We start from the raw sequence: 23,851 nt of genomic DNA, 5'->3' as shown, positions 1-23,851 counted from the left end.
ATTTCAAATTGAGGATAGAAACTTAAAAGTCTATCCTCTTTTTTTTTATAAAAACAGTTTGATTTGATTTCTAAATATTTTTTGAAGAAAATATATAGTAGTTTAACGATAAATTTAATAGATTTACTAAAATTAAACACCATGACTGCTAACGAAAATACAATTATAAAATTCTACACTGCTTTTGTTAATGCTGATGCCTCAACGATGTGTGAATGCTATCATTCTAAAATTGAATTTCGTGATCCAGTTTTTGGTTTGTTAAAAGAAAATGATGTTTGCCAAATGTGGAAAATGCTTTTAGAACGAAGTAACGGAAATTTAAAAGTGATTTTTTCTGATTGCAAAGCAAATGAGTTTACTGGATCAGCACACTGGCAAGCTACCTATTTATTTAGCAAAACAAATAGAACTGTAATCAACAAAATTATTGCTCAATTTCAATTTAAAGACGGTTTAATTATAAAGCATACAGATGATTTTGACCTCTATAAATGGTCTAAGCAAGCCTTTGGAATAACTGGATTTTTGTTAGGATGGACAGGGTTTTTTCAAGGTAAAATTCAACAACAAGCTCAAGAATCGCTTCGAAAGTATATTGCTAAAAATACAAAATAGTGCCATTTACTTTCCATTTTCTATACCAATTTTGAAAAGTCAAAATCCCAATCGGTTTTGGGTTTGTACCACAAATGACCATTTGCAACATCAAGCGGACAATCAAAATTATTAGTGTACAAAGCTCCAGTTCCTAATCCTTGTGGCAAAGCACTATTTTTCTCAAATGTCCATTGTGCTATGGCATTTAATCCAATATTACTCTCTAGTGCAGAGGTAATCCACCACCCTATTTTATGCTTTTCAGCCAAGTCTATCCATTCTTGAGTGCCTTTGAAACCGCCTATAAAACTTGGCTTTAAAATAATATATTGTGGCTTTATTTGAAGTAATAATTGCTCTTTATCCTCTTTCAAAAAAACTCCTATCAACTCTTCATCTAGCGCTATAGGAAATGGAGTTTTCTCACACAGCTCTGTCATATTTTCAATTTGATTTTTTTGAATTGGCTGTTCAATACTATGTATCTTAAATTCATTAAGTTGTAGTAACTTATCTAAAGCGTTTTCTACAGCAAATGCACCATTAGCATCAACCCGAATTTCTATTTGCTCAGGTGTAAAATGATCTCTTATAAACTTAAGTAATTGTAGTTCTGCACCAAAATCTATAGCGCCTATTTTAAGTTTAATACACTTAAAACCATCAGACAGCTTTTCTTCTATTTGCTTTTTCATGAACTGCTCCTCACCCATCCATACCAATCCATTTATTACAATTGCTTCTTTGCCAGCAGTAAATTTAGATGGAAATAACACAAAAGAATGGTCACTCTCTAGAGATTGAAAAGCCATTTCTACACCAAACTGAATAGAAGGAAATTCTAATAAAGCTTCCCATAGTTTTTCCTTTCCTAAGTGAATATTTTCGCAGGTCCACTTTAATTTTTCTTCATAATCAGGCCGGTCATCAATACTTAAACTACGTAAAATACCACACTCACCAATTCCTTTTTTGCCATCTTGTTCTAAAACTATAAACCAAGTTTCTTTATCGTTCATTACACCCCGAGAAGTGCCTGATGGGCGTTTAAAATTAAGAATGTATTTGTGATAGGTTGCTTTCAAAATATTTTTTTTTTGGTGTAAGTGAAGATCTTGATTGATTTAATCTACTATTTTTAAAACTTTATCAAAATCAGTAGAAACGATTCCAGATTTTTTAAAGGCATCAAAATCTTGCTTAATTTTTTGTGTCCAACTCAAACTATCCGTTACATTTTGAGTTTGGTATTGTTTATAAATGGCTTTGGCCAATGAAAAATTTTCGTTTAACAAATACGCATGCGCCAAATTAAGCTGAATTAACAATTCTGTTTCATCCTTTTTTTGCCCTTCTTTTAAAAATTTCAATGCCTTTGCATATTGTTTTGTCACCAGATAACTGTATCCTAGATTATTATAATCCAGCGCTGAAGCTTTTCCATCATTGATAATAGTAGTCATTTTTTGTATGGCTTCACCATGTTTGCCTTGTTTTGCTAATCCAGCAGCTTGTTTTCTTAAGTCTTCATAAACAGCAGTCGAAAGGTTGCTTTCGCCAAAACAACTAGTACCAAAATCTTTATACGCTTTTGCACGCTCTACAGCTAACAATTTTTGAAACTCGGAAAAGGTGTATTTAGTTTGAATTTTATCTAATATACAAACACAAAAATCATCAGAATTACTCATTTTTTGAGCCAAGTTTGATGTTTTACATTGATCAATAATCGACTTTCTGTTTTCAATTGTCCAGCCCCTACTTAACTTTTTATTAACCCAAGGCACAACTTCTAAAATTATTTTCTGGTTCATAATCCAGTTTTTACTTTCAAAACCAAACCATAAGTTGCTTTTATTGCCTTGCATGCAAGACGATTTGTCTGTTGAAAGACGCTTGGCATCTTTACTAACGGATTTATCTTGTACTAAACAAGCGTTATTTGTTTTTCCGTTTTCTTGATACTGTGCCGCTGCATCGGCACTTGTAAATATGGCATACTTGCAGGTATCGTCTCCTGAAATTTTAGACAAAATAAAAACAGCTCCTGCTGATCCTTGACTAATTCCTGTAGGATCTGGAATTGATTTTAAAACTGAAACCAAACTTCCAGCCATTTGCTGGTTTTTGTCTAAGAGGGTAATTCTAAAAACAACCTCAGTGGTTCCCTCAGGAAAATCTTGGGTTTTGATGATGATTCTGTCTCGTGCAGATACCGTAATTTCTTCTGATGTAGCTCGGGTTTTATCCCAATAACCATCTTGTTGTGCAAAAATAATGTGGAAAGAAAGCAAGAATAGAACAAAAACAAATAGCTTTTTATATCGCATGGTAAAATAAAATAATGGATAACATGACATTCTAAAACGTGTTTAGGAGTACGTTTAGTACTTATGAATGGTATTTTCCTAGCCCTGATAGCAGTGAAAATCCTTTTATAAAGCCGTAAGCCCATCTAGGCTTACGGCTTTATAAAAGATTGTAACGAATAGCAGGAAATAGCTCCTAAAAAAATTACAAATCAATAGATTTCCCTATTTCTAGCAACATTAAATCTTTTCCTTTATTGAAGAATTTACGAATAGACTCCTCCTTATTGATTTCAATATAACCGAAAGTGTTAAAATGGTACCCTAAAATTTTATCACATTCCACAAAATCAGATGCAATTATAGCGTCCTCAACATCCATTGTGAAGTTATCACCTATTGGTAAAATGGCTAAATCAAGTTTTGTGCGCAATGGAATGAGTTTCATATCCATGGTAAGTGCCGTATCACCTGCGATATAAATATTTTTGTGCTCGCCTTCTATGACAAAACCTCCTGGATTACCGCCGTAAGAACCGTCTGGAAAAGAGCTGGAGTGAATTGCATTTACGTATTTTACTTTTCCAAAATCAAATTTCCAACTTCCACCGTGGTTCATAGGGTGCGATTGAAAACCTTTTGCACCATAATATCCTGCAATTTCAGCATTGGATACAATTACAGCATTTGTTCTTGAAGCTATGGCTTCTACATCAAGAATATGATCCCCGTGTGCATGAGTTAATAAAATATAATCCGCTGCTAGACTGTCAATGTTGATGTGGGCTGCTAAAGGATTTGCCGATATAAATGGATCAACAAGTATGTGTTTGCCACCAACCTCTATTCCTAATGATGCGTGACCGTAAAATGTTATTTTCATTGTTATTGTTTTAAAAGTTTAGTTTTTAAATTATCTGCCACCTAAAAATAAATTTACAAATAAATCTTGAATAAAAGAAACCATACATATTGATAATAGTATGGCTAATGCAAAGGTGCTTAAGGCTAATTTTTTAAGTTCAGGGTCAAGATCTTTATGATTCTTATTGTTATAAACCGTTTTCAAATGTTTTAATAATGGAATAAAAGCTATGATAAACAAATATTGATCCAGTCTGTACTGACTGATTACAGCAAAAATTACAACAAGCAACATGGCTGTTATAATTAAAAAATAGTGATATTTCTTGGCGTTTTCTCCACCTATTTTAACCACTATCGTATTTTTATTTGATTTTCTGTCTGAGGCTTCATCGCGCATGTTGTTCAAATTTAAAACACCGGTACTTAATAATCCTATTGCAATGGCAGGTAAAAACAAATTGAAATCCAATTGTTTAGTATATAAAAAATGAACGCCTAAGGTACTCACTAATCCAAAGAAAATAAACACAAATATATCTCCCAAACCGTGGTAGCCATAAGCGGATTTTCCTACCGTGTAACGAATGGCCGAAATAATTGCGGCTACCCCTAGTACTAAAAAAAATAGGGAGTAGAAAATATTTGTATCTGAAAAGGACACATAAATTAATAATATAGCAGCTATCAATGTGGCTATTGAAGTAATAATAATTGCCTTTTTCATGGCTTGTGGTGTAATTACACCACTTTGTATAGCGCGTTTAGGCCCTATTCTATCCTCATTATCGGTTCCTTTAACGCCATCACCATAATCGTTAGCAAAATTAGAGAGTACTTGCAATCCTAAAGTAGTTAAAAGCGCTAAGCCAAAAATGGCCCAACTAAAAACTTCAGTAGGTGTTAAAATATTTTCGGTAGGATTTGCAAGAGCATACATACTTCCTACGATTATTCCTGATACTGATAATGGCAATGTGCGTAAACGCGCGGCCTCAATCCAATGTTTCATAATTATTTTTTATTTAAATCTCAATCACTTATGAATTGAGTTTTTCTTTTACATCCAGTTGCTATCGGACTTTTCCATTCGATACAACCACAAATTTACTTTACTTTTTAATATTGTAAAATTACCCATCTGGAATGAAATAGTTCCTCCAGCAGTGTGCAAAATGACAGAACCAAGATCTAATTTTTTATGCCAAAAATATTGCGATGTTGAAATGGCTTGTATTTTATGAGGCTCGATAATTGTCGTGCTGATATCCCAACCACCACTTTGTTTGATGATAAAATTATCATGAATGAACAATCTATTATTTTTGAATTTAAAATACTGTAGTAAACCTATAAAAATTACATAAACAGGAACTAAATATACAAAGTCAAATGCAGCGGGTTCCAACCAAGATCCTATGGCGTAGAACAATAAAACAGGAAGAAGGATATACAACAATAACGCTACAGCTAACACTCTAAAATTAGGCTTCAAGGCTAAACCTTTTTCAGGTATTTGATCATACAATAATTGTAAAACCGACCTGCTCTCTAAATCACTACATCCTGGAATTTCAATGATAGATTTTCTATCTTCGGCAGTACCGCTAATAGCTTGTTTTATTCTTAATTCTAATATACCGAGCTTTTTTTGGAAAAAATTTCTTTTAATGGTTGTAATTTGGACTTTCTCAGGCTTAAGAATGGTGCTTTTAGAATTGAATAATCCATAAGACAATAACATAGAATTTTTTTGACGTGCAATTGTGTACCCAAAATATTGAATAATTACACGTGCAATATTCAGTACCAATACACCTGCTAGTACAAATACAAAACCAATTACAAGAGATTGAGAAGCTAAACCTTTATCAACATAAGAATTAACCTGTTCTTGATACACGGAATCACTCTCACTGAATTTTCTAAAATTTTCATAAATAGTGCTTCCAAAAATGATAATTAATCCTATTGTTTTACCGTAGTTTGAGGTAATTCCTAACTTTAACAAACTCAGCAACCCTATGGTTACAAAAGGTGCCTCAGTTACTTCTGCTTCTTTATCAGCAAGGTTTGAATTTATATCTAAATCTTGACTTGTTTTTAAAGCCGATTGCTCAAGCAAACGCGATTTTAATTCTAACGCCACTTCATGAGAAATAGCCTTAATATTACCCTCTTTTTTGGAGCTTCCAGCCGTATCTACATGCAATTCATAAACACCAATTAATTTTTGAATAAAAGACTGATTAATGTTTACTTGTTGAATTTTATCCAGTTGTATGGCAGTTTTGGTTTTGTTTAAAATCCCATCAGAGATAATAAATTCTTCTTTTTTAGCATCTAAAAAAAAGGTAAAACTGCGGTATTTCAAATAAGATATAACGCCTATCAAAAGTAAAAACAACACAATACCTGTAACCAAGTACAAAACATTTAGCTCCTTGAATTTAAAAACATATACTACAATTAGCGTCCAAAAAGCGCGAGTATTTTTTTGTAAAGCATAAAAAAACAACACCAACACTCCCACTGGAGATTGTCTTTGCGGCGCACTAAAACTTACATCCATTACAGTTGTTTTTGAATTTTAACCATCAATAATTGTTTGATATTTTCGGCTTGTTCCTTTTCAATTCCGGGTATTTGAATATCACTAGAACTTCCGCCCGCTGTAAATATTTCTATTTCGGCTAAGCCAAAAAAACCAGATATAAATCCTTCATGTAAGGCTACATGTTGCACTCTATTATAAGGAATTATGATTGTATTGGTTGCCAAAACTCCATATCGATACAAAACATCATGCTCTCTAAATGCAAAACCTTTTTTTCTAAAACTAAGCAGCGCAAATAAAACGATAAATAGAAATACAAATGGAGACATTAAACCTAATAAAAATGATATTCTACCTGAAAAACCATCTGGTGCAAAATACAAATAAATAAAAGGAGCTGCAATTAGTGCAATAATCAAAATAGCAACCTTGATTGCCACCACAAAAAGATATTTGGGATGCAATTTTGTAAAAATTACTTCCTCGTATTTTGGGAGTAAATCGGTATCAATTATTTCGTTCGAAAAGTTTTGCATTTTTTTATTTTCTTTCAATTTTAAAGTGTAACATTTTAGGTTTTCGTCTTGAAAACCTAAAATTTAAAACTTTTTATGGCAACCATTTTTTTTCAAAATTTGGTTTTCTTTTCTCTAAGAATGCATTTCTACCTTCTTTAGCTTCTTCTGTCATGTAGGCCAATCGAGTAGCTTCACCAGCAAATACTTGTTGCCCCACCATTCCATCATCTGTCAAGTTCATAGCAAATTTTAACATTTTGATAGCCATAGGCGATTTTTGCAAAATTTCTTGTGCCCATTCGTAAGCCGTAGCTTCTAATTCAGCATGAGGGACTACAGCATTCACCATACCCATATCCATAGCTTCTTGAGCCGAATAATTACGTCCTAGAAAGAAAATTTCTCTAGCTTTTTTTTGACCTACCATTTTAGCCAAATATGCTGATCCATAACCTCCATCAAAACTAGTTACATCCGCATCGGTTTGTTTAAAAATAGCGTGCTCTTTGCTAGCAAGTGTGATATCGCACACTACATGTAAACTGTGCCCTCCACCTACTGCCCATCCTGGCACTACAGCAATAACTACTTTTGGCATAAAACGAATTAATCGTTGTACTTCTAAAATATTCAAACGATGTTGCCCGTCATCACCCACATAACCTTGATGGCCACGTGCGTTTTGATCACCACCACTGCAAAAAGAATACACGCCATCTTTGGAAGATGGTCCTTCGGCTGACAACAAAACTACACCTATTGAGGTGTCTTCTTGGGCGTCATAAAAAGCATTGTACAATTCGGCAGTAGTTTTTGGTCGAAAAGCATTGCGTACATCAGGTCTGTTAAACGCAATTCTTGCAACGCCGTTACATTTCTTATAGGTGATATCTTCGTACTCTTTGGCAGTAATCCAATCCATGGTAATTGTTTTAAATTATTTCAGTGTAAAAATAAATCATTTTTTACATTATATCTAGTCTATTTTGAATAAGCTTATGGTAATAATTCTCTGATGAAAGGATTTAAAATGTTAAAAATCAGAAAAAAAACGATATTCTTAATGGTTATTAGCATACTATTTTTTAACTTTATAATAAGTTAATCATCTTATTACAAGCTTCAAAGTTGATTTTCTTAATTATACTTCACTGAGTTATTAACCTAAAAAAAGAATGTATTGTTTACCATTAAAAATGTTACCGCTCTTTTTTCTAAGGAAATTATTCGCTTTATTTTTTCAGAATTCCAGAGCAAAGAATCTATGAACAAATCATTAATCTTAGTCGTAGTAAAAATAAAGTAGCACCTGAGGTTTAACCAAAGTATTATTTTTCTTGTTGTTGCTGTGCAAAACAGTTTTAAAAATATTTTATAGAAAATAATCTAAATCTATTAAAGACAAACCAAGGTCGTACCGCGAAACTATTTTTCACGTTAGTGCAATGAGTTGAACATATCAACAAAAGAGGTCAGAAGCAACTAATGTCGCTGTTACATCTTAAAAATAGGCTTAAATACTATTGATGAGCATGCATATAAAGTTTCTTTCAACCATCATTACATTTTAATACTTGTACTATTTTTTTATTGTAGTATTAAAAAGAGAAAGACTAACCTTTATAGATTAGTCTTTCTTTTTTTTACTCTTTAATTAAATAAATTCCGTCTTCCTTAATTTCAATCAATTGCTCCCTGTATAAAGAACCAATTGCTTTTTTAAAGGTTTTTTTACTCATCTTCAACACCGTTTTAATGTCTTCGGGATGAGAATTATCAGTCAACCTCAAAAAACCTCTGCTTGCACGCAGTTCATCCAGAATTTTTTCGGCATTAGGTTCAATACTTTGATATCCTTGTATTTGTAAAGAAACATCAATTTTATTATCTGGCCTGATTGTTTTAATGTAACCACGCATGCGGTCTCCCGTTCGAATGGCATCATCATACACTTCATCCTTGTACATCAATCCTTTATATTTTTCATTGATAATCACATTGATTCCCAACTCCGTAATATGCGACACAATCAAATCAACTTCCTCTCCTTTTTCGACAGTTAGGTTTTCATTTTTCAAAAACTGATTCAATTTACTAGAAGCGACTAATCTATTGGTTTTTTCATCCATATAAAGATACACCAGATAGCGTTTTCCTTTTTCCATAGGGCGCGCCTGCTCTTTAAAAGGAACCAAAATATCCTTTTCCATTCCCCAATCCATAAACGCTCCTATTTGATTGGTATAATTAACACGCAAAAGTGCAAACTCATTCAATAAAATATAAGGTTCCAGAGTGGTAGCAACTGGTCTTTCTTCATGGTCCAAATACACAAACACGATCAACTCCTCACCTATCTCAAATTCGTTGGGAACGTATTTGTTGGGAAGCAAAATGTCATGAATTCCCTCTGGATCTTGTTCTGGATTTCCCAAAAACAAACCCACTTTGGTATCACGTAATATCGTTAGCGTATTGTATTTTCCTATTTCAATCATTATGTTGTATTTTGTAAAGTGCAAAGGTACGAAGTTTGAAAGTAGGATATTAAGAAACCGTCCACAAAAAAACTAATACGGAAATAGCTCCTCTTTTCCTTTTTAGGAGCACCCAACTTCGTTGTTTCATCACGTGCAGTCCCGCTGTACGCAGTATCCACGCCCAAAAGCGTGGGATACTCACTTCCATCGGGGCTAGATTAGGAAATATCGTTTTCATAACTTAAACAACAGAAGCAACTTTTTATGAAGTTTTTGTTATTGTAAGCTTCTTTACAACACTATGACAATTAAAAAACCTAAAAGATTATCAAACTTTAATATTTTAACCTAAAACAATTCTTAAAATTTTAAGGACAAGAAAAACTCTTTTTCTTTTTCACTAACTTTGAGGAAACTAAAAAAACAATTAATGAAACTAAATCCTATAACTACCTTAATTCTATTTGTCTGCTTTTCGATTACATCTTTTGCACAAACTACAGTTGATGATCCAGAAATTAAAAAAATGTTGACCGAAGTAAAATCAGAAAATATGGAGGCCACAGTGCGGAAACTCGTTTCTTTTGGTACACGTCATACGTTGAGCGACACCAAAAGCAATACCCGCGGTATAGGAGCTGCACAGCGCTGGGTAAAATCAGAATTTGACAAATATGCTTTGGCTTCTGGAGGCAGGCTTACCTCTGTTATTGATTTTTTTACCATCAAAGCCGATGGAAAACGAATTGCAACGGATAGCCAATTAGGAAACGTAATGGCAACTTTAAAAGGTACTGATCCTACTGATGATCGCGTAATGATAATTAGTGGTCACTTAGATTCTAGAGCTTCGGATGTAATGGACGCAAAATCTGATGCGCCTGGTGCAAATGATGATGCTTCAGGAGTGGCTGCCATGATGGAACTGGCCAGAATTATGAGTCAAAGAGAATTTCCTTTTACACTCATTTTTGTTGCTGTAGTGGGTGAAGAACAAGGTTTATATGGTGCTAAACACCTTGCTGATCTTGCCAAAGAAGGCAAATGGAATTTGATTGCTATGCTTAACAATGACATGATAGGCAACAGTTTATCAAGCGGCACTTTACTGCGTGACAATACCAGAGTTCGTGTTTTTAGCGAAACTATTCCCTATCTAGAAACAGAAGCCGAAGCAAAAATGCGAAAATCAACTAATCGCGATAATGATAGTCCATCCAGACAGTTAGCACGTTACATTAAAACTGTAACCAATCAATACGTAGAACAATTGGATATTAACTTGGTATACCGCAACGACCGTTTCTTGCGTGGTGGTGATCATACTCCTTTTAGTCAAAATGGTTTTACTGCGATTCGATTTTGTGAAATGAACGAGAACTACGATCACCAACACCAAAACGTGCGAAAAGAAAATAACATTCAGTATGGTGACCTTGCTGAATTCATGGACTTTGAATACATGAAAAAAGTAACCTGTTCTAATTTAGCTACTTTCAGCAATTTAGCTTGGTCGCCAAAAGCTCCAACTAATGTTGGAATTGAAGTAAAAGATTTAACCAATTTCTCTACTTTACTTTGGACTGCGCCAGAAGGAAAAGCTGTTTATGGCTACAACATCCTTATTAGAGAAACAGGATCACAACACTGGGAAAAAACTATTTTTGTAAAAGATACAAAGGCCGAAATTCCGTATTCTAAAGATAATTTTTTCTTTGCAGTACAAGCGGTTGATGCATTAGGACATTCTAGTTTACCTGTTTTCCCTACCCCTATTCGATAATAATATGAAGGAATAAAAGGTTATAATTTTGATCTTTAAAACTTTTCTCATAATAAGAATTGTACCTTGAAAAAAGACAATAAAAAAGCGTTCGCCTAACAGATGCGAACGCTTTTTTTTTTACTATTATTTACAATAAACAATTAATTGTAAATACTCTCTTTCTTGAAATGAACAGTAAGTAAATAGTAAATAACGGCTCTGTACTTATTTCTATTAGATTTTCCATATTTTTCAATAACTGCATCAATAGCAGCATCTAATTCTGGTCCATCTTTAAGTCCTAATTTTTTGATTAAAAAATTATTTTTTACAGTGTTTAGTTCCGATTGCTGACTTCCAGCTACAGTTGCAGCATCAGCATTATAGATTGATGGTCCACAACCTATAGTAACCTTGGTTAATAAATCCATATCTGGATTAACGCCGCATTTTTCTTTCAAATCTGCTGCGTATTTTACAATTAATTCCGCTCTTGCGCTCATAAATAAAAGTTTTTAGTTGGTTTTTTAGTTTTTAATAGACTAAAATTAAACATTATATCTTAGAGTTTATTAAAAACAAGAAAAAAATTACACTAATTCTTTAAAAAATTGCAATAAAATACTATCATTTTGAAATGTAGGTGTAAATACTTCTAGAATAAATGGCTTCTCATTTTGCGCATACATAGTTGCTAAACCACTTTTTAGACTTGCCTCATCGCTAGCAATTGTATATTCTAAACCATACATTTTTGCTAAATGTTCGGCGGTCAAGCAATGGGATGTTTCAAAAAAAGTATTAAAAACTGGCGTTTCTTCATGTCCCGGTAGAATTCTAAAAATTCCACCTCCACCATTATTAATGAGTATAATCTTGAAGTTTTTAGGAATATAGCTATTCCATAATGCATTGCTATCATACAAAAAACCAATGTCACCCGTTATAAAAATGGTTGGTTTTGTATTGGCTACAGCCGCACCAATCGCTGTTGATGTACTGCCATCAATTCCACTAGTTCCACGGTTACAATACACCTCAATTGTAGGGTGAATGTCTATCAGTTGCGCATAACGTATGGCTGAGCTATTGCTGATCTGTAAATGGCTGTTTTTTGGCAAACCCCCAATAACGCTCTCAAATACTTTAAAATCCGAAAAAGGAATTTTATCTAAATAAATTTCGCTTTTTAACTTTCGTAACGCTTTTACTGCGTCTAATTGATTGAAATAATCACTTTCTATAGCATTTGTAAGTGGCAGAAAGGTTTCAAAAAACACATTGGGATTTAATTCAAAATGGTGTGTCAAAGCACCAAATGTATCATACGACCTCCAAGAATCAATATGCCAATGGTGTTTGGGTTTGTATTTGCGTAAAAATGCTTTGATTCTTTTTGAAACGACCATTCCGCCGAATGTTACTAAAATCTCCGGACGAAAATTTTCAAAATCTTCATTCGTAAAAGGAGTAATAATCGTGTCAATGTTATTGATAAAAGTATCTTGGTGTAGGTTAGAAGTCGTTTCGGTCAACACTACAACCGACCCGTCATTGGCGAAAGCCTCAATTACTTTTTCGTTAACGGCATTCGGTTCGTTGACGCCCACTAGAATCATTTTCTTAGCTGCATTGTTCCAAATCGTTGCAAATTCTGAAACGTCTTCTATGGAAATAGTCTGAGTAGCATTTGCGAAAGCGACAGTATTTACTGTGACTGAAAGTTCTGCAACGGTTTCGTACAAAGGTTCTTCAAAAGGAGCATTGATGTGAACGGGACCTTTTTGAGAAATAGCCGTATTAATTGCCTCGTTGATTTTTAAATCATTCTCGGCCGAAACATCCTCATGTAAATTAGCATTGTATAACGAATGGTTTTCGAAAACATTTTCCTGTCTGATGGTTTGTCCATCACCAATATCGATCTTACTTTGAGGCCTATCTGCAGAGATCACCACAAGAGGAATTTGACTATAAAAAGCCTCTGCAAAAGCAGGATAATAATTCAATAAAGCGGATCCAGAGGTACAAACAAGCGCCACTGGATGTGCTGTTTGTTGTGCTATTCCTAAACCAAAAAAGGCTGCACAACGTTCATCAGCAATACTGTAACATTTAAAAGCAGGATTGTTAACAAAACCTATAGTTAGCGGTGCATTTCTGGAACCTGGGGAAATAATTATGTTGGTGATTCCCTTGGCCAAACAAATTTCAATTATGCTTTGCGCCAAAGGTATTTTGGGGTATATCATTGTATCTAATTTCTTTGATACAAAGTTACAAATTCGCTCGTCTTTTTCCTTGAATTTGAACTGTTATTTGCTATTTTTGAAGCAAATAAATACCCCATGAAAACTATGATACGCGCCTATAAAACCGAAGATGCTCAAGCTATTTTGGAGATTATAAATTACAATATTTTACACTCTACAGCTTTGTATGATTATAATACTAGAACACTAGAGCAACAAATGAGCATCTTAGCCGATAAACAGAGTAAAAAATTCCCTGTGATCGTTGCAGAAATTAACGGAGTTGTTGTAGGTTTTGGTATGTATAGCGAGTTCCGTTTTCGAGAAGCTTATAAATTTACGGTTGAGCATTCTGTATATGTAAGTCAAGATCATCATGGTAAAGGAATAGGTAAATTACTTCTTGAAGAATTAATAGTTCTTGCAAAAAGACAAAATTTACACACAATGATTGCAGTTATTGATTCTGAAAATCAAAGTAGCGTAGAATTTCATGAGAAATTTGGTTTTAAAACGGTAGGGATAATCAAAGAATCAGGATTTAAATTTGAGCGTTGGTTGCACTCTGTATTTATGCAGTTGATTTTAGAATAAGACTCCTTAATTAGCGTTACTGGCTTGAAAAAGGTACCTTTGCATTTTTATAGTACTTATGAGTTTTACATTGCTTTCCTCCCCTTTGCAGGGTTTTACCGACTTTAGATTTAGAAATGCCCAAAACAAACTTTTTGGAGGTATTGATACTTTTTATTCGCCATACATTCGCCTAAATGGCAAATTAGTGATCAAGCCTTCTTATGAGCGCGATTTACTTTTAGAAAACAATCTTGAATTAGAAGTAATTCCGCAAGTCATTACAAATGATGCGGAGGAATTTTTGTTTGTTGCTAAATATATACGAGAACTTGGTTACAAAGAACTCAACTGGAACTTGGGTTGTCCTTACCCGATGGTAACTAAATCTGGGATGGGATCTGGGTTGATTAGCAACACCGAAAAAATCAATCACATACTAGAAAGAGCACACAATGAAACAGATATCCTAGTATCTATGAAAATGCGATTGGGATATGAATCTCCTCAAGAAATTATTGATGTACTACCTATTCTTGACAAATATCCCTTAAAAAACATAGCTATCCACGCCCGTTTAGGAAAGCAATTGTACAAAGGCGGAGTAGATCTTGATGGATTTCAAAAATGTATTGATACTAGCAAACACAAATTGTATTACAACGGAGACATAACTTCAGTAGCTAAGTTTCATGAAATGCAAGAACGTTATCCAACTATTGATCACTGGATGATTGGTAGAGGATTAATCTCAGATCCCTTCTTGCCAAGTATGATAAAAAATAATTCGCATGAATATCCCCAAAATAAAATAGAACTTTTTAGTGCTTTTCACGATACTTTGTATGCCATTTATAGCGAGTCCCTTTCTGGACAGGCACATATTTTATTAAAAATGTACCACTTATGGGAATATTTTTCGGTTACGTTTGCCAATCCACACAAAGTATTGAAAAAAATTAAAAAAGCACAAAGCATTCGTAATTATGAAGCTGCCGTTGCAGATATTTTTAAAAATGAAAAATTCTAAAAAAAAATAAACCATCAAGAAATTAAGAAAAATTAAGCGCTGAATTTTAATCCTACTAATTTCTTAATAGTTCAAAGTTTAGATAATATTCGACACTTACTTAAACCACAAAAAAAAGAGATTTTCAGTCAAATGAAAATCTCTTTTAAAATATTTAACTTTATAAAGTTAGCTAAATGCTTATGCTTTAATCCAATTAATAACTTCAGGATCAGTTACAAGCACTCTAGGTGAAATTACTTTTTCTAGTTCTCCATTTTCATTAATTAAATATTTTTGAAAATTCCATTCTACAGTTGAATCTTGTAAACCATTTTTAGATTTTTGAGTTAAAAACTGGTAAATAGCAGCCATATCATCGCCTTTTACAGATACTTTGTCCATCATAGGGAATGTTACCCCATAATTCATTTGACAAAACGTTGCAATTTCTTCATTGGTACCTGGCTCTTGCGATGCAAAATTATTTGCCGGAAAACCTACAATTACTAAACCTTTGTCTTTGTATTCTTTGTAAACCGCTTCTAGATCTTTGTATTGAGGTGTCAATCCACACTTAGATGCTGTATTTACAATGATAACTTTTTTTCCTTTTAGCGTACTAAAATTAAATGTTTTACCTGATAAATCTTCTACTTTATATTGGTATATTGTTTCTTTAGTCATTGGAGTTATGATATCGCTTGTTTCTATTATTTTTGGTTGTGCTTGATTTTGACAGCTGTAAAGAGAAAAAATAACAGTTGTAAAGAATAATAATTTTTTCATAGTATTTTTTTGGTAAAAATAATCAAATATTTGTTTTACTGATAAATAAATATGTTAAACAGTAGTTAAAAAAAAGAAGCTTGGCTGTATGATGAACCAAGCTTCCCAACAAATAAAACAACGAAACTAATGTGGTATTTAAATTTCTATTGCTAAACCTCAGGTTTAACTTGTTTATGGACATTAATTTATAAGCTTCCGTTTTGCTTTATTTTATTCAACTATCTGTAAAAGCTTTTAATTTATTTACGTAAAGAATTCAATAATAGTTTTATAAAAAGCTGTTTTTAATCTCATATCTAATTGTATCCTATAAATTTACATCTAGAATAAATTCATTAAAGATAATTTTGCTATTTTTATGCATAGTAAAGTTTAAGTTTGTAGTACTAAAAATAAAGAAATATATGAGTCAAGAAGAACTATTGGTATTAATCTATAAAAAAGACGAGAGAGCTTTTACACATCTATATGATATGTATTCTAAGAGTTTGTTCTCTGTCATTAATGTTTTGGTAAAAAACAGAGAAGAAGCAGAAGACGTGCTTCAAGAAGTATTTGTTAAAATTTGGAAAAACATCGATTCTTATAATGAAAGTAAAGGACGTTTTTATACTTGGATTTTAAATATTGCTAGAAACACTTCAATAGATAAACTTAGATCTAAGAACTTTAATAATAGCCAAAAAAACCTATCCACAGATAATTTCGTAAATCATTTTGAAGACAGTTCGAAACTGGCAGACAAAATGGATACTATTGGTTTACAAGATTTTGTAAAAAAATTAAAACCAAAATGTATTCAGATAATAGATTTACTTTTTTTTAAAGGCTACACCCAGCAAGAGGCTAGTGACGAGTTGGCAATTCCTTTAGGAACCGTAAAAACGCAAAATAGAAATTGTATTAACGATTTAAGAAATTATTTGAAAATCTAATGGAAACAAAAGAATATATAGAATCAGGAATTCTGGAACTTTATGTTTACGGCTTACTAAGTGAGTCTGAAAGCGAAGAAGTAGCCAGTAAAGCAAAAAATTCTGCTGAAATAAACTCAGAAATCATTGCTATAGAAAAAGCAATCGTTGCTTTATCATCAAGTTTTTCTCCTTTTCACTCAGTAGCCAACTTTGAGAAAATTAAAGAAAAACTAGAATTGAAACATGCTCCTGTGATAGCACTTGAAAGTAGCAGTAATAAAATGCAATATTTGGGTTGGGCAGCAGCAATACTGTTACTTTTAGGTGTAGGATATCAATACAATGAACTCAATTTTACTTCAAATCAAGTAGCTGCTACAAAACTTGAAAAAGCAACTTTAGAGAAAGAATTTAAAAGTTTAAAAATTAAAAATACAGCAGTTGAAACCAGTTTAGCCGTAGTAAGAGATACTAAAAATACGGTTGTAGGTTTGGGCGGTCAAGCAGTTGCCCCAGAGTCTTTTGCCAAAGTATATTGGAACCAAGACACAAAAGTAGTTTATGTTGATGCATCGGGATTACCTGAACCACCAAAAGGAATGGTTTATCAAGTATGGGCTTTAAAACTAGATCCGTTAACCCCTACAAGTATTGGTTTATTAGAAAATTTTGATAAAAATGATCAAAAATTATTTGCTGTAAATAATGCAAATGAAGCACAAGCTTTTGGGATAACACTTGAGCCTGCTGGTGGAAGCGTATCCCCTACAATGGAGCAGTTGTATACTCTAGGTAAAGTTTAAAAAATTTAAAATCAAATGATAAAGGTTCAACTTACAACAGTTGAACCTTTTTTTTATTCAATTTATAACATTCTACTTTTAACGTACCCAATACCAAATAATTCCTGGATTATCATTACCACAACAACCCATCCATGGCGCTGGAGAAAATCCGTTTGTGGAAACTAAAGTACCCCACCATGCTCCATTTGGGTCGCTACTTGTTGTTATAGCTCCTTGTGAACCATTTGCATACCAAGGCATAATTTGTTCAATTCCGTCATTATTATAATTCCAAGAATCAAATTTTGTATTTAAAGTAATATCCGTTTGAGTATTATTAGTGTTTACAAAACTATACGCTAGGTTAGCAGTCCAAATACCACCCCAACGACCTCTTGCTGAAGCTTCGATCATATACTGAAAACCACTAGTACTCTTTTTAAGATAATCTGCATAGGCTATAATAGAATATTGACCATTAATCGTTGGAACTGTTTCATTTCTTAGAATAGCATTAGTTCCATTCCATCCGGAATTATTGTTATTACATAATATCAATGTCCAACCTCCACCATCAGTAGTCATATCTGCATAAATTTGAAATGGCGTACCACCATTAATATTAGGATTTACAATCCAATACAATCCATCCGTTGCAGATGGATAATCTGTTTTTATTTGTAAAGCACTAGTTCCAGCTGAAGCTTGTGTTAACCCATCGTTTGATTTTGTAGCTACAGGGTTACCAAAAGGTGTTAAGGAATTACTCGTGCTTAAAGCGCCATTTCTATTAACATAATTAACATCGGAAGTAGAAATTTTTCCATTTCTTGTTAGTACAGTAACGCTATTCACCGTTAATGATGCAGTTATAGTTCCAGCAAAATGAGTCCCAGTAAGATCTTGCGTAGCAGTAATTGTAGTAGTTCCAGGACCTGTTATTGTCACATTAGATCCGCTTACTGTGGCTACGCTAGGATTACTACTAGCGTATGAAATGCTACCTATACTTTGACTTGTTGGTGGCGTGATAATATAAGATCCGTCAAAGAAAGTCTTGGTTACGTTTCCAAAACTACTAAGGTTAGGATCTTTTAAAACCGTTACTGTTACTGAATTGTTTACAACACAAGCACCATTTAAAGAAAAACCAGATACATAGTATGTTGTTGTTTCAGTTGGAGATACATCAATAGAAGCTGTAAGTCCCAACGGAATATTTGGAAAAATTCCGTAATAGTTTCCTGTGCTTAGCTCTACCTTTATTCTGTCTACTTCTGAAAGTACGGAGTCAAAGGCAAAAATATCAGCAACATCAGCATCAGACGGTTCACTTTCATTAATTCGTAATCCATTTGGACTGCCATTACCTCCATTTTGAGAAATCGTTTTTGCAATACTATTTTCAAAAACAAATGACGTTGACCCGTTTCCTGTTCCTGAGTATACATAAGCGTTATTGTCTGCAGGAATTCCGTTTTCTTGTGAAACCCAACCCTCAAAATAGGCCTGACTTTTACTTCCTCCCCACCATCCTAAAAGCCAATTGTTATTAGAACCATTTAAAACTCTACCTCTACTAGGACCTGTTTGTTTTGCCGTATACACAACCGAGTAAGGCGTAGAAAAATTAAAATTATTTTTAATACTTTGTGCCGTATTGAACCTTAAAATAGGTTTTGAATTTAATCCAGATGCAACGTAAAGTGGTTGTGCACTAGTTGAAGGCGCAACCATGTCATTTCCATTTCCTGACTGGTCATACAGTTTTACACAATATCCAGCTGAAACTCCGAGCCAAGAATCAATTGCTGTTGTATCTAGATTTTTATCTAAAAAGCCAAAATCAGCTTCAACATTATCACTTGCACGTCTTAAGCGAACCGCAAATCCCGTATAATTAGATTTCAGCAATCGCAATCCAACAGCCAACTTAGCAGTTGTTACTTGATCCAAAGGGGTATATAAAACGCTACTCCAGGAATAAATAATTGCTCCAGATGCTGTAAGGGTTGCCGTATCTCCCGCATTAATGGTAACTGAAGCAGGATTTATGGTAACAGGCCCTAGTTCCTCAACGGTTACAGGCCCCGAAATGAGACTTACCGCTGGTAAACCCAAACTTCCAGAAACAACAACGTAGTAATATGTAGTGCCGTTATTTACAGTTGGTGGAATAAAAGTAGCTGAAGTAGCATCAGCAATTAATGTACCACTTACAGTGCTTGGAATGGTGTTGCTATACCATTGAAAAGTTAGATTCTGACCTGTAGCCTCAACGGTTAATGGAGTTGCAACGGTTCCTTTACATTCAAACCTATTTAGTGGTGAAGGACTGGTTAGGATTGCTGTTGTGCATAACGTTAATGGAATTCCGTAATAACTTCCTTGATTGCACTCTAATAATTGTCTAACTCCTACTGTATTTAAAGTAGAAAAACCAATTGCTTCGTTTTGCAAAATAGATCCACCATTAGATCCACCATCATAATTACCTATAAAAATTTGGCTCAAATTATCCGTACTGGTAGTAATTGACAATACCATGCTTTCATTTGTAGGCCCTAATGAACTCGAAATCAATTTTGAAATTCCGTTTCTCCAAATAGCTACAGGAGACACATTAGAATGAAAATTAGTTCCTCCGTTTTCTAATATTCCCCCAATTCTAGGAGTTCCATCTAGAATACAGTGATAACCTGGCCAGTTAGTAGCCTCTGATCTTATTACTGATGTTATACTCGCCAAATTTAACGCCCCTGAATAAACGAGACCTTTATTCCCAGAAAAATCAATTGCTATCCTTGAACCTATATATTTAAAGGTTCCGTTTGATACAATTTTAGGTTGTTGATTTAGATCCGCTTTTATCAAATGTCTATCATTCCCACTTTGATCGTACCAGATACTAACATAACCATCTTGTACGCCCACAAATGCTATTAATGCTGCAGAATCTAACGATCCATTACTATCAAATCCAATATCTTGTGTAGCATTATCTAAACTTCGACGTACTTGAATGGCACTTCCAGTATACGAACTACTTAATTTTCTTAAGCTAAAAGCAACGGCTGCCGGATCAGTAATGCTCAGTCCTAAGATATCCAAACTATTTTGAGCATTTCCTTGAAATGTAAAAAACAGTGAAAGAATAAAAATAATTTTTATAAAAAACTTCATCTTGTTTTGGTTTTAGAAGCCACTATTAATAAAAATAATCAAATTGAATTCGGTCGTTTACTGACAATGAGTATGATCCGTTATTAGATGGAATGTAAGTTAATGTATTTCCTAATACTGAATATGCAGTATTACTAATTCGTATTCCATTGATATACATTTTAACCTTACTGTTTGCAGATTTAGTTTGTGTCAAAGTAAAAGTAATTTGAGCCGCAGTTGCAGAAAATTCATCGGCGACTTCTCTAACTGGATCAATACCAGTAGAAACCGAACCATCAGCCATTAAATATTGAGAAGCAGTACCACTTGGAATTTTATAACCCGAAGAAGTCATGGCTCCATTAGTTTTCACATCAGTAATAGAAATATTTCCCAATTGAATGGTATTTGATCCATTTCCTATTGCTCCATAGCCAATAACTATTTGATTAGATTCATTTATAGCGTTTGGTCTGCTTTCTGCACCAATCAATATCGAACTATTTATTAGTGTATTTGGACTTCCGTCTCTTACATATCTACCAGCAAATGCACCCAAGATAGCATTATTACTCCCTGTAGTATTTTGGTCTATTGCAGCCACACCTATAGCAGTATTCGCATTTCCAGTAGTATTTTGTTCTAAAGATTGGACACCAAATCCAGAATTATATGTACCAGTAGTATTGCTCGGTAAAGAGTTATATCCAGAAGCTGTATTTCCACCTCCAGAAGTATTAGAACCCAAAGAATTATATCCGCTAGCCGTGTTATTGTTTCCACCAATATTTGATCTTAAAGCCATAGAGCCTACTGCTGTATTATAACCCCCAGAAGTATTATCAAACATAGTTTCAGAACCTATTCCAACATTATAACTACCCGTTGCATTATTCTGTAATGTCAAATAGCCAACTGCAGTATTGTCATATGCGTTGTTAAAGTATAAAGCTTTACTTCCAAGCGCTGTATTTCTTGAACCCACGATATTATTATGAAGAGTTTCCAAACCAAAAGCGCTATTTAAAAAACCTGTTGTGTTTGATACCAGAGCTTGAGATCCAAAAGTTGAATTGGTGCCATCATTTCCATTACCCCTACCAACTGTAACACCATTAATGATTGCATCAACGCTAAAACTTTTTACCCCTGAAATTGTTTGAGCAGATGTTAAATTAACGAAATTAGTATTCGTATTTGCTGTAGCAGTTGCAACAGCATCTGTTACAAATTCTGTTGTTGCTATTAAGCCATTAGAAACTCCTGCGGTTGGAGTTGGTGCTAGAGGTGATCCTGTAAAAGTTGGCGAAGCTAAATTTGCTTTTAAATCTAAAGCGGTTTGAGTAGCAGAAGAAACTGGTTTGTTTGCATCGCTGGTGTTGTCAGCATTCGATAAGCCAACCATTGTTTTATCAATTCCCGAAACGGTTCCTGTAAAAGTTGGTGAAGCTAAATTTGCTTTTGAATCTAATGCGGTTTGCGCAGCAGCTGAAACAGGTTTATTCGCATCACTTGTGTTTTCAACGTTCGCTAAGCCAACCATCGTTTTATCAATTCCCGAAACGGTTCCTGTGAAAGTTGGTGAAGCTAAATTCGCTTTTAAATCTAATGCGGTTTGAGCAGCAGCTGAAACTGGTTTATTTACATCGCTGGTGTTATCCACATTCGATAATCCAACCATCGTTTTGTCAATTCCTGAAACGGTTCCTGTGAAAGTTGGTGAAGCTAAATTCGCTTTTAAATCTAAAGCTGATTGTGCAGCAGCTGAAACGGGTTTGTTCGCATCGCTGGTGTTATCCACATTCGATAATCCAACCATCGTTTTGTCAATTCCTGAAACGGTTCCTGTGAAAGTTGGTGAAGCTAAATTCGCTTTTAAATCTAAAGCTGATTGTGTTGCTGTAGAAACGGGTTTGTTCGCATCGTTGGTGTTATCTACATTCGACAATCCAACCATCGTTTTGTCAATTCCAGAAACGGTTCCTGTAAAAGTTGGTGAAGCTAAATTTGCTTTTAAATCTAAGGCAGTTTGTGCAGCAGCAGAAACAGGTTTGTTGGCATCCGAAGTATTATCAACGTTTGCTAAGCCAATCATTGTTTTATCAATTCCTGAAACCGTTCCTGTAAATGTTGGCGAAGCTAAATTTGCTTTTAAATCCAAGGCAGTTAGCGCAGCAGCAGAAACAGGTTTGTTCGCATCCGAAGTATTATCAACGTTTGCCAAACCAACCATCGTTTTATCAATTCCCGAAACCGTTCCTGTAAAAGTTGGCGAAACTAAATTGGCTTTTATATCTAAAGCTGATTGTGTTGCTGCTGAAGTTGGTTTGTTTGCATCGCTGGTATTGTCCACATTCGACAATCCTACCATCGTTTTATCAATTCCTGAAACCGTTCCTGTAAAAGTTGGTGAGTTCAATGGTGCTTTTAAATTTAAAGCAGTTTGAGTAGCAGAAGAAACGGGTTTGTTCGCATCGCTGGTATTGTCTACATTTGATAATCCCACCATCGTTTTATCGATTCCAGAAACCGTTCCTGTAAAAGTTGGTGAAGCTAAATTTGCTTTCAAATCTAAAGCTGATTGTGCAGCAGCTGAAACGGGTTTGTTGGCATCACTGGTATTATCGACATTCGACAATCCTACCATCGTTTTATCGATTCCTGAAACCGTTCCTGTGAAAGTTGGTGAAGCCAAATTCGCTTTTAAATCTAATGCGTTTTGCGCTGCCGTAGAAACTGGTTTGTTCGCATCGCTGGTGTTGTCCACATTTCCAAGTCCAACCATCGTTTTATCAATTCCCGAAACCGTTCCTGTAAAAGTTGGTGAAGCTAAATTTGCTTTCAAATCTAAAGCAGATTGTGTTGCTGCTGAAGTTGGTTTGTTCACATCGCTGGTGTTTTCCACATTCGACAATCCTACCATCGTTTTATCAATTCCCGAAACCGTTCCTGTGAAAGTTGGTGAAGCTAAATTTGCCTTCAAATCTAAAGCAGTTTGCGCAGCAGCTGAAACTGGTTTGTTTGCATCGCTGGTGTTATCTACATTTGACAATCCAACCATTGTTTTATCAATTCCCGAAACCGTTCCTGTAAATGTTGGCGATGCTAAATTCGCTTTTAAATCTAAAGCTGATTGTGTTGCTGCTGAAGTTGGTTTATTGGCATCGCTGGTGTTGTCAACATTTCCAAGACCAACCATAGTTTTATCAATTCCAGAAACGGTTCCTGTGAAAGTTGGTGAAGCTAAATTCGCTTTTAAATCTAA

The 23,851-nt window shown here is 34.2% G+C and carries 19 protein-coding genes; 6 read left to right on the top strand and 13 right to left on the bottom strand.

All coding sequences use genetic code 11. The annotated features are described in order from the left end of the window. The first annotated feature begins 141 nt into the window (after positions 1-141). Positions 142-618, top strand: coding sequence for a nuclear transport factor 2 family protein (locus AC061E_RS11790; RefSeq protein ID WP_478286416.1), 477 nt, complete (start codon positions 142-144; stop codon positions 616-618). A 20-nt stretch (positions 619-638) separates the two neighbouring features. Here the strand turns inward: AC061E_RS11790 and AC061E_RS11785 are convergent, their stop codons facing one another. The 8 genes from AC061E_RS11785 to AC061E_RS11750 all read right to left on the bottom strand — a co-directional run bounded on the left by AC061E_RS11785 (position 639) and on the right by AC061E_RS11750 (position 9,346). Next, positions 639-1,685, bottom strand: coding sequence for an o-succinylbenzoate synthase (locus AC061E_RS11785; RefSeq protein WP_478286415.1), 1,047 nt, complete (start codon positions 1,683-1,685; stop codon positions 639-641). A 39-nt stretch (positions 1,686-1,724) separates the two neighbouring features. After that, positions 1,725-2,960, bottom strand: a complete 1,236-nt coding sequence (locus tag AC061E_RS11780) for a tetratricopeptide repeat protein (protein ID WP_478286414.1) — start codon at positions 2,958-2,960, stop codon at positions 1,725-1,727. Positions 2,961-3,114: 154 nt separating this feature from the next. Next, positions 3,115-3,792 carry a metal-dependent hydrolase gene (locus tag AC061E_RS11775; RefSeq protein ID WP_478286413.1) on the bottom strand — a complete coding sequence of 226 codons (678 nt, stop codon included), beginning with the start codon at positions 3,790-3,792 and terminating at the stop codon, positions 3,115-3,117. A 30-nt stretch (positions 3,793-3,822) separates the two neighbouring features. Then, positions 3,823-4,785: a 1,4-dihydroxy-2-naphthoate octaprenyltransferase gene (menA, locus tag AC061E_RS11770; RefSeq protein ID WP_221916944.1), complete on the bottom strand. Its 963-nt coding sequence runs from the start codon at positions 4,783-4,785 to the stop codon at positions 3,823-3,825. Between the two features lie 48 nt (positions 4,786-4,833). Next, positions 4,834-6,345 carry a PH domain-containing protein gene (locus tag AC061E_RS11765; RefSeq protein WP_478286412.1) on the bottom strand — a complete coding sequence of 504 codons (1,512 nt, stop codon included), beginning with the start codon at positions 6,343-6,345 and terminating at the stop codon, positions 4,834-4,836. Next, on the bottom strand, positions 6,345-6,866 hold the full coding sequence (locus AC061E_RS11760) for a PH domain-containing protein (RefSeq protein WP_478286411.1): 522 nt from the start codon (positions 6,864-6,866) through the stop codon (positions 6,345-6,347). Before AC061E_RS11760 ends, AC061E_RS11765 begins: the two co-directional genes overlap by 1 nt. A gap of 73 nt (positions 6,867-6,939) precedes the next feature. After that, entirely contained in the window at positions 6,940-7,770 is an 831-nt protein-coding gene (locus tag AC061E_RS11755) for a 1,4-dihydroxy-2-naphthoyl-CoA synthase (protein WP_478286410.1), read from the bottom strand. Between the two features lie 721 nt (positions 7,771-8,491). Beyond that, entirely contained in the window at positions 8,492-9,346 is an 855-nt protein-coding gene (locus AC061E_RS11750) for a CvfB family protein (protein ID WP_478286409.1), read from the bottom strand. Between the two features lie 412 nt (positions 9,347-9,758). On the opposite strand from AC061E_RS11750, the gene AC061E_RS11745 reads away from it, so the two are divergent. Next, the gene (locus tag AC061E_RS11745) at positions 9,759-11,111 is read left to right on the top strand and encodes a M28 family metallopeptidase (protein WP_478286408.1); all 1,353 of its coding nucleotides are present in this window, start codon (positions 9,759-9,761) and stop codon (positions 11,109-11,111) included. A 143-nt stretch (positions 11,112-11,254) separates the two neighbouring features. Here the strand turns inward: AC061E_RS11745 and AC061E_RS11740 are convergent, their stop codons facing one another. Further along, positions 11,255-11,596: a DUF2853 family protein gene (locus AC061E_RS11740; protein ID WP_478286407.1), complete on the bottom strand. Its 342-nt coding sequence runs from the start codon at positions 11,594-11,596 to the stop codon at positions 11,255-11,257. An 87-nt stretch (positions 11,597-11,683) separates the two neighbouring features. Continuing rightward, positions 11,684-13,345 (bottom strand): 2-succinyl-5-enolpyruvyl-6-hydroxy-3-cyclohexene-1-carboxylic-acid synthase, encoded by a 1,662-nt coding sequence (gene menD, locus AC061E_RS11735; protein ID WP_478286406.1) that lies wholly within the window; start codon positions 13,343-13,345, stop codon positions 11,684-11,686. Between the two features lie 96 nt (positions 13,346-13,441). Here menD and AC061E_RS11730 point away from each other — a divergent pair, with 96 nt between their 5' ends. After that, a complete protein-coding gene (locus tag AC061E_RS11730; protein WP_478286405.1) occupies positions 13,442-13,939 on the top strand; it encodes a GNAT family N-acetyltransferase in 498 nt (165 codons plus the stop codon). 58 nt (positions 13,940-13,997) lie between these two features. Continuing rightward, the gene (locus AC061E_RS11725) at positions 13,998-14,948 is read left to right on the top strand and encodes a tRNA-dihydrouridine synthase family protein (protein ID WP_478286404.1); all 951 of its coding nucleotides are present in this window, start codon (positions 13,998-14,000) and stop codon (positions 14,946-14,948) included. 180 nt (positions 14,949-15,128) lie between these two features. Here the strand turns inward: AC061E_RS11725 and AC061E_RS11720 are convergent, their stop codons facing one another. After that, positions 15,129-15,716 carry a glutathione peroxidase gene (locus tag AC061E_RS11720; protein ID WP_478286403.1) on the bottom strand — a complete coding sequence of 196 codons (588 nt, stop codon included), beginning with the start codon at positions 15,714-15,716 and terminating at the stop codon, positions 15,129-15,131. A 407-nt stretch (positions 15,717-16,123) separates the two neighbouring features. On the opposite strand from AC061E_RS11720, the gene AC061E_RS11715 reads away from it, so the two are divergent. Together AC061E_RS11715 and AC061E_RS11710 are read left to right on the top strand one after the other, a co-directional pair. Further along, a complete protein-coding gene (locus AC061E_RS11715; protein WP_230155168.1) occupies positions 16,124-16,654 on the top strand; it encodes an RNA polymerase sigma factor in 531 nt (176 codons plus the stop codon). Further along, a complete protein-coding gene (locus AC061E_RS11710; protein ID WP_478286402.1) occupies positions 16,654-17,439 on the top strand; it encodes an anti-sigma factor in 786 nt (261 codons plus the stop codon). The genes AC061E_RS11715 and AC061E_RS11710 overlap by 1 nt, the downstream gene beginning before the upstream one ends. Before the next feature lie 78 nt (positions 17,440-17,517). On the opposite strand, the gene AC061E_RS11705 is transcribed toward AC061E_RS11710, so the two are convergent. After that, positions 17,518-20,604, bottom strand: coding sequence for a fibrinogen-like YCDxxxxGGGW domain-containing protein (locus AC061E_RS11705; RefSeq protein ID WP_478286401.1), 3,087 nt, complete (start codon positions 20,602-20,604; stop codon positions 17,518-17,520). A gap of 25 nt (positions 20,605-20,629) precedes the next feature. After that, positions 20,630-23,851: beta strand repeat-containing protein (locus AC061E_RS11700; RefSeq protein WP_478286400.1), on the bottom strand; the 3,222-nt coding region annotated here is incomplete at its 5' end.

This window comes from Flavobacterium sp. GNP011, from assembly GCF_056428925.1.
This window is presented reverse-complemented; position numbering and strand designations above follow the sequence as displayed.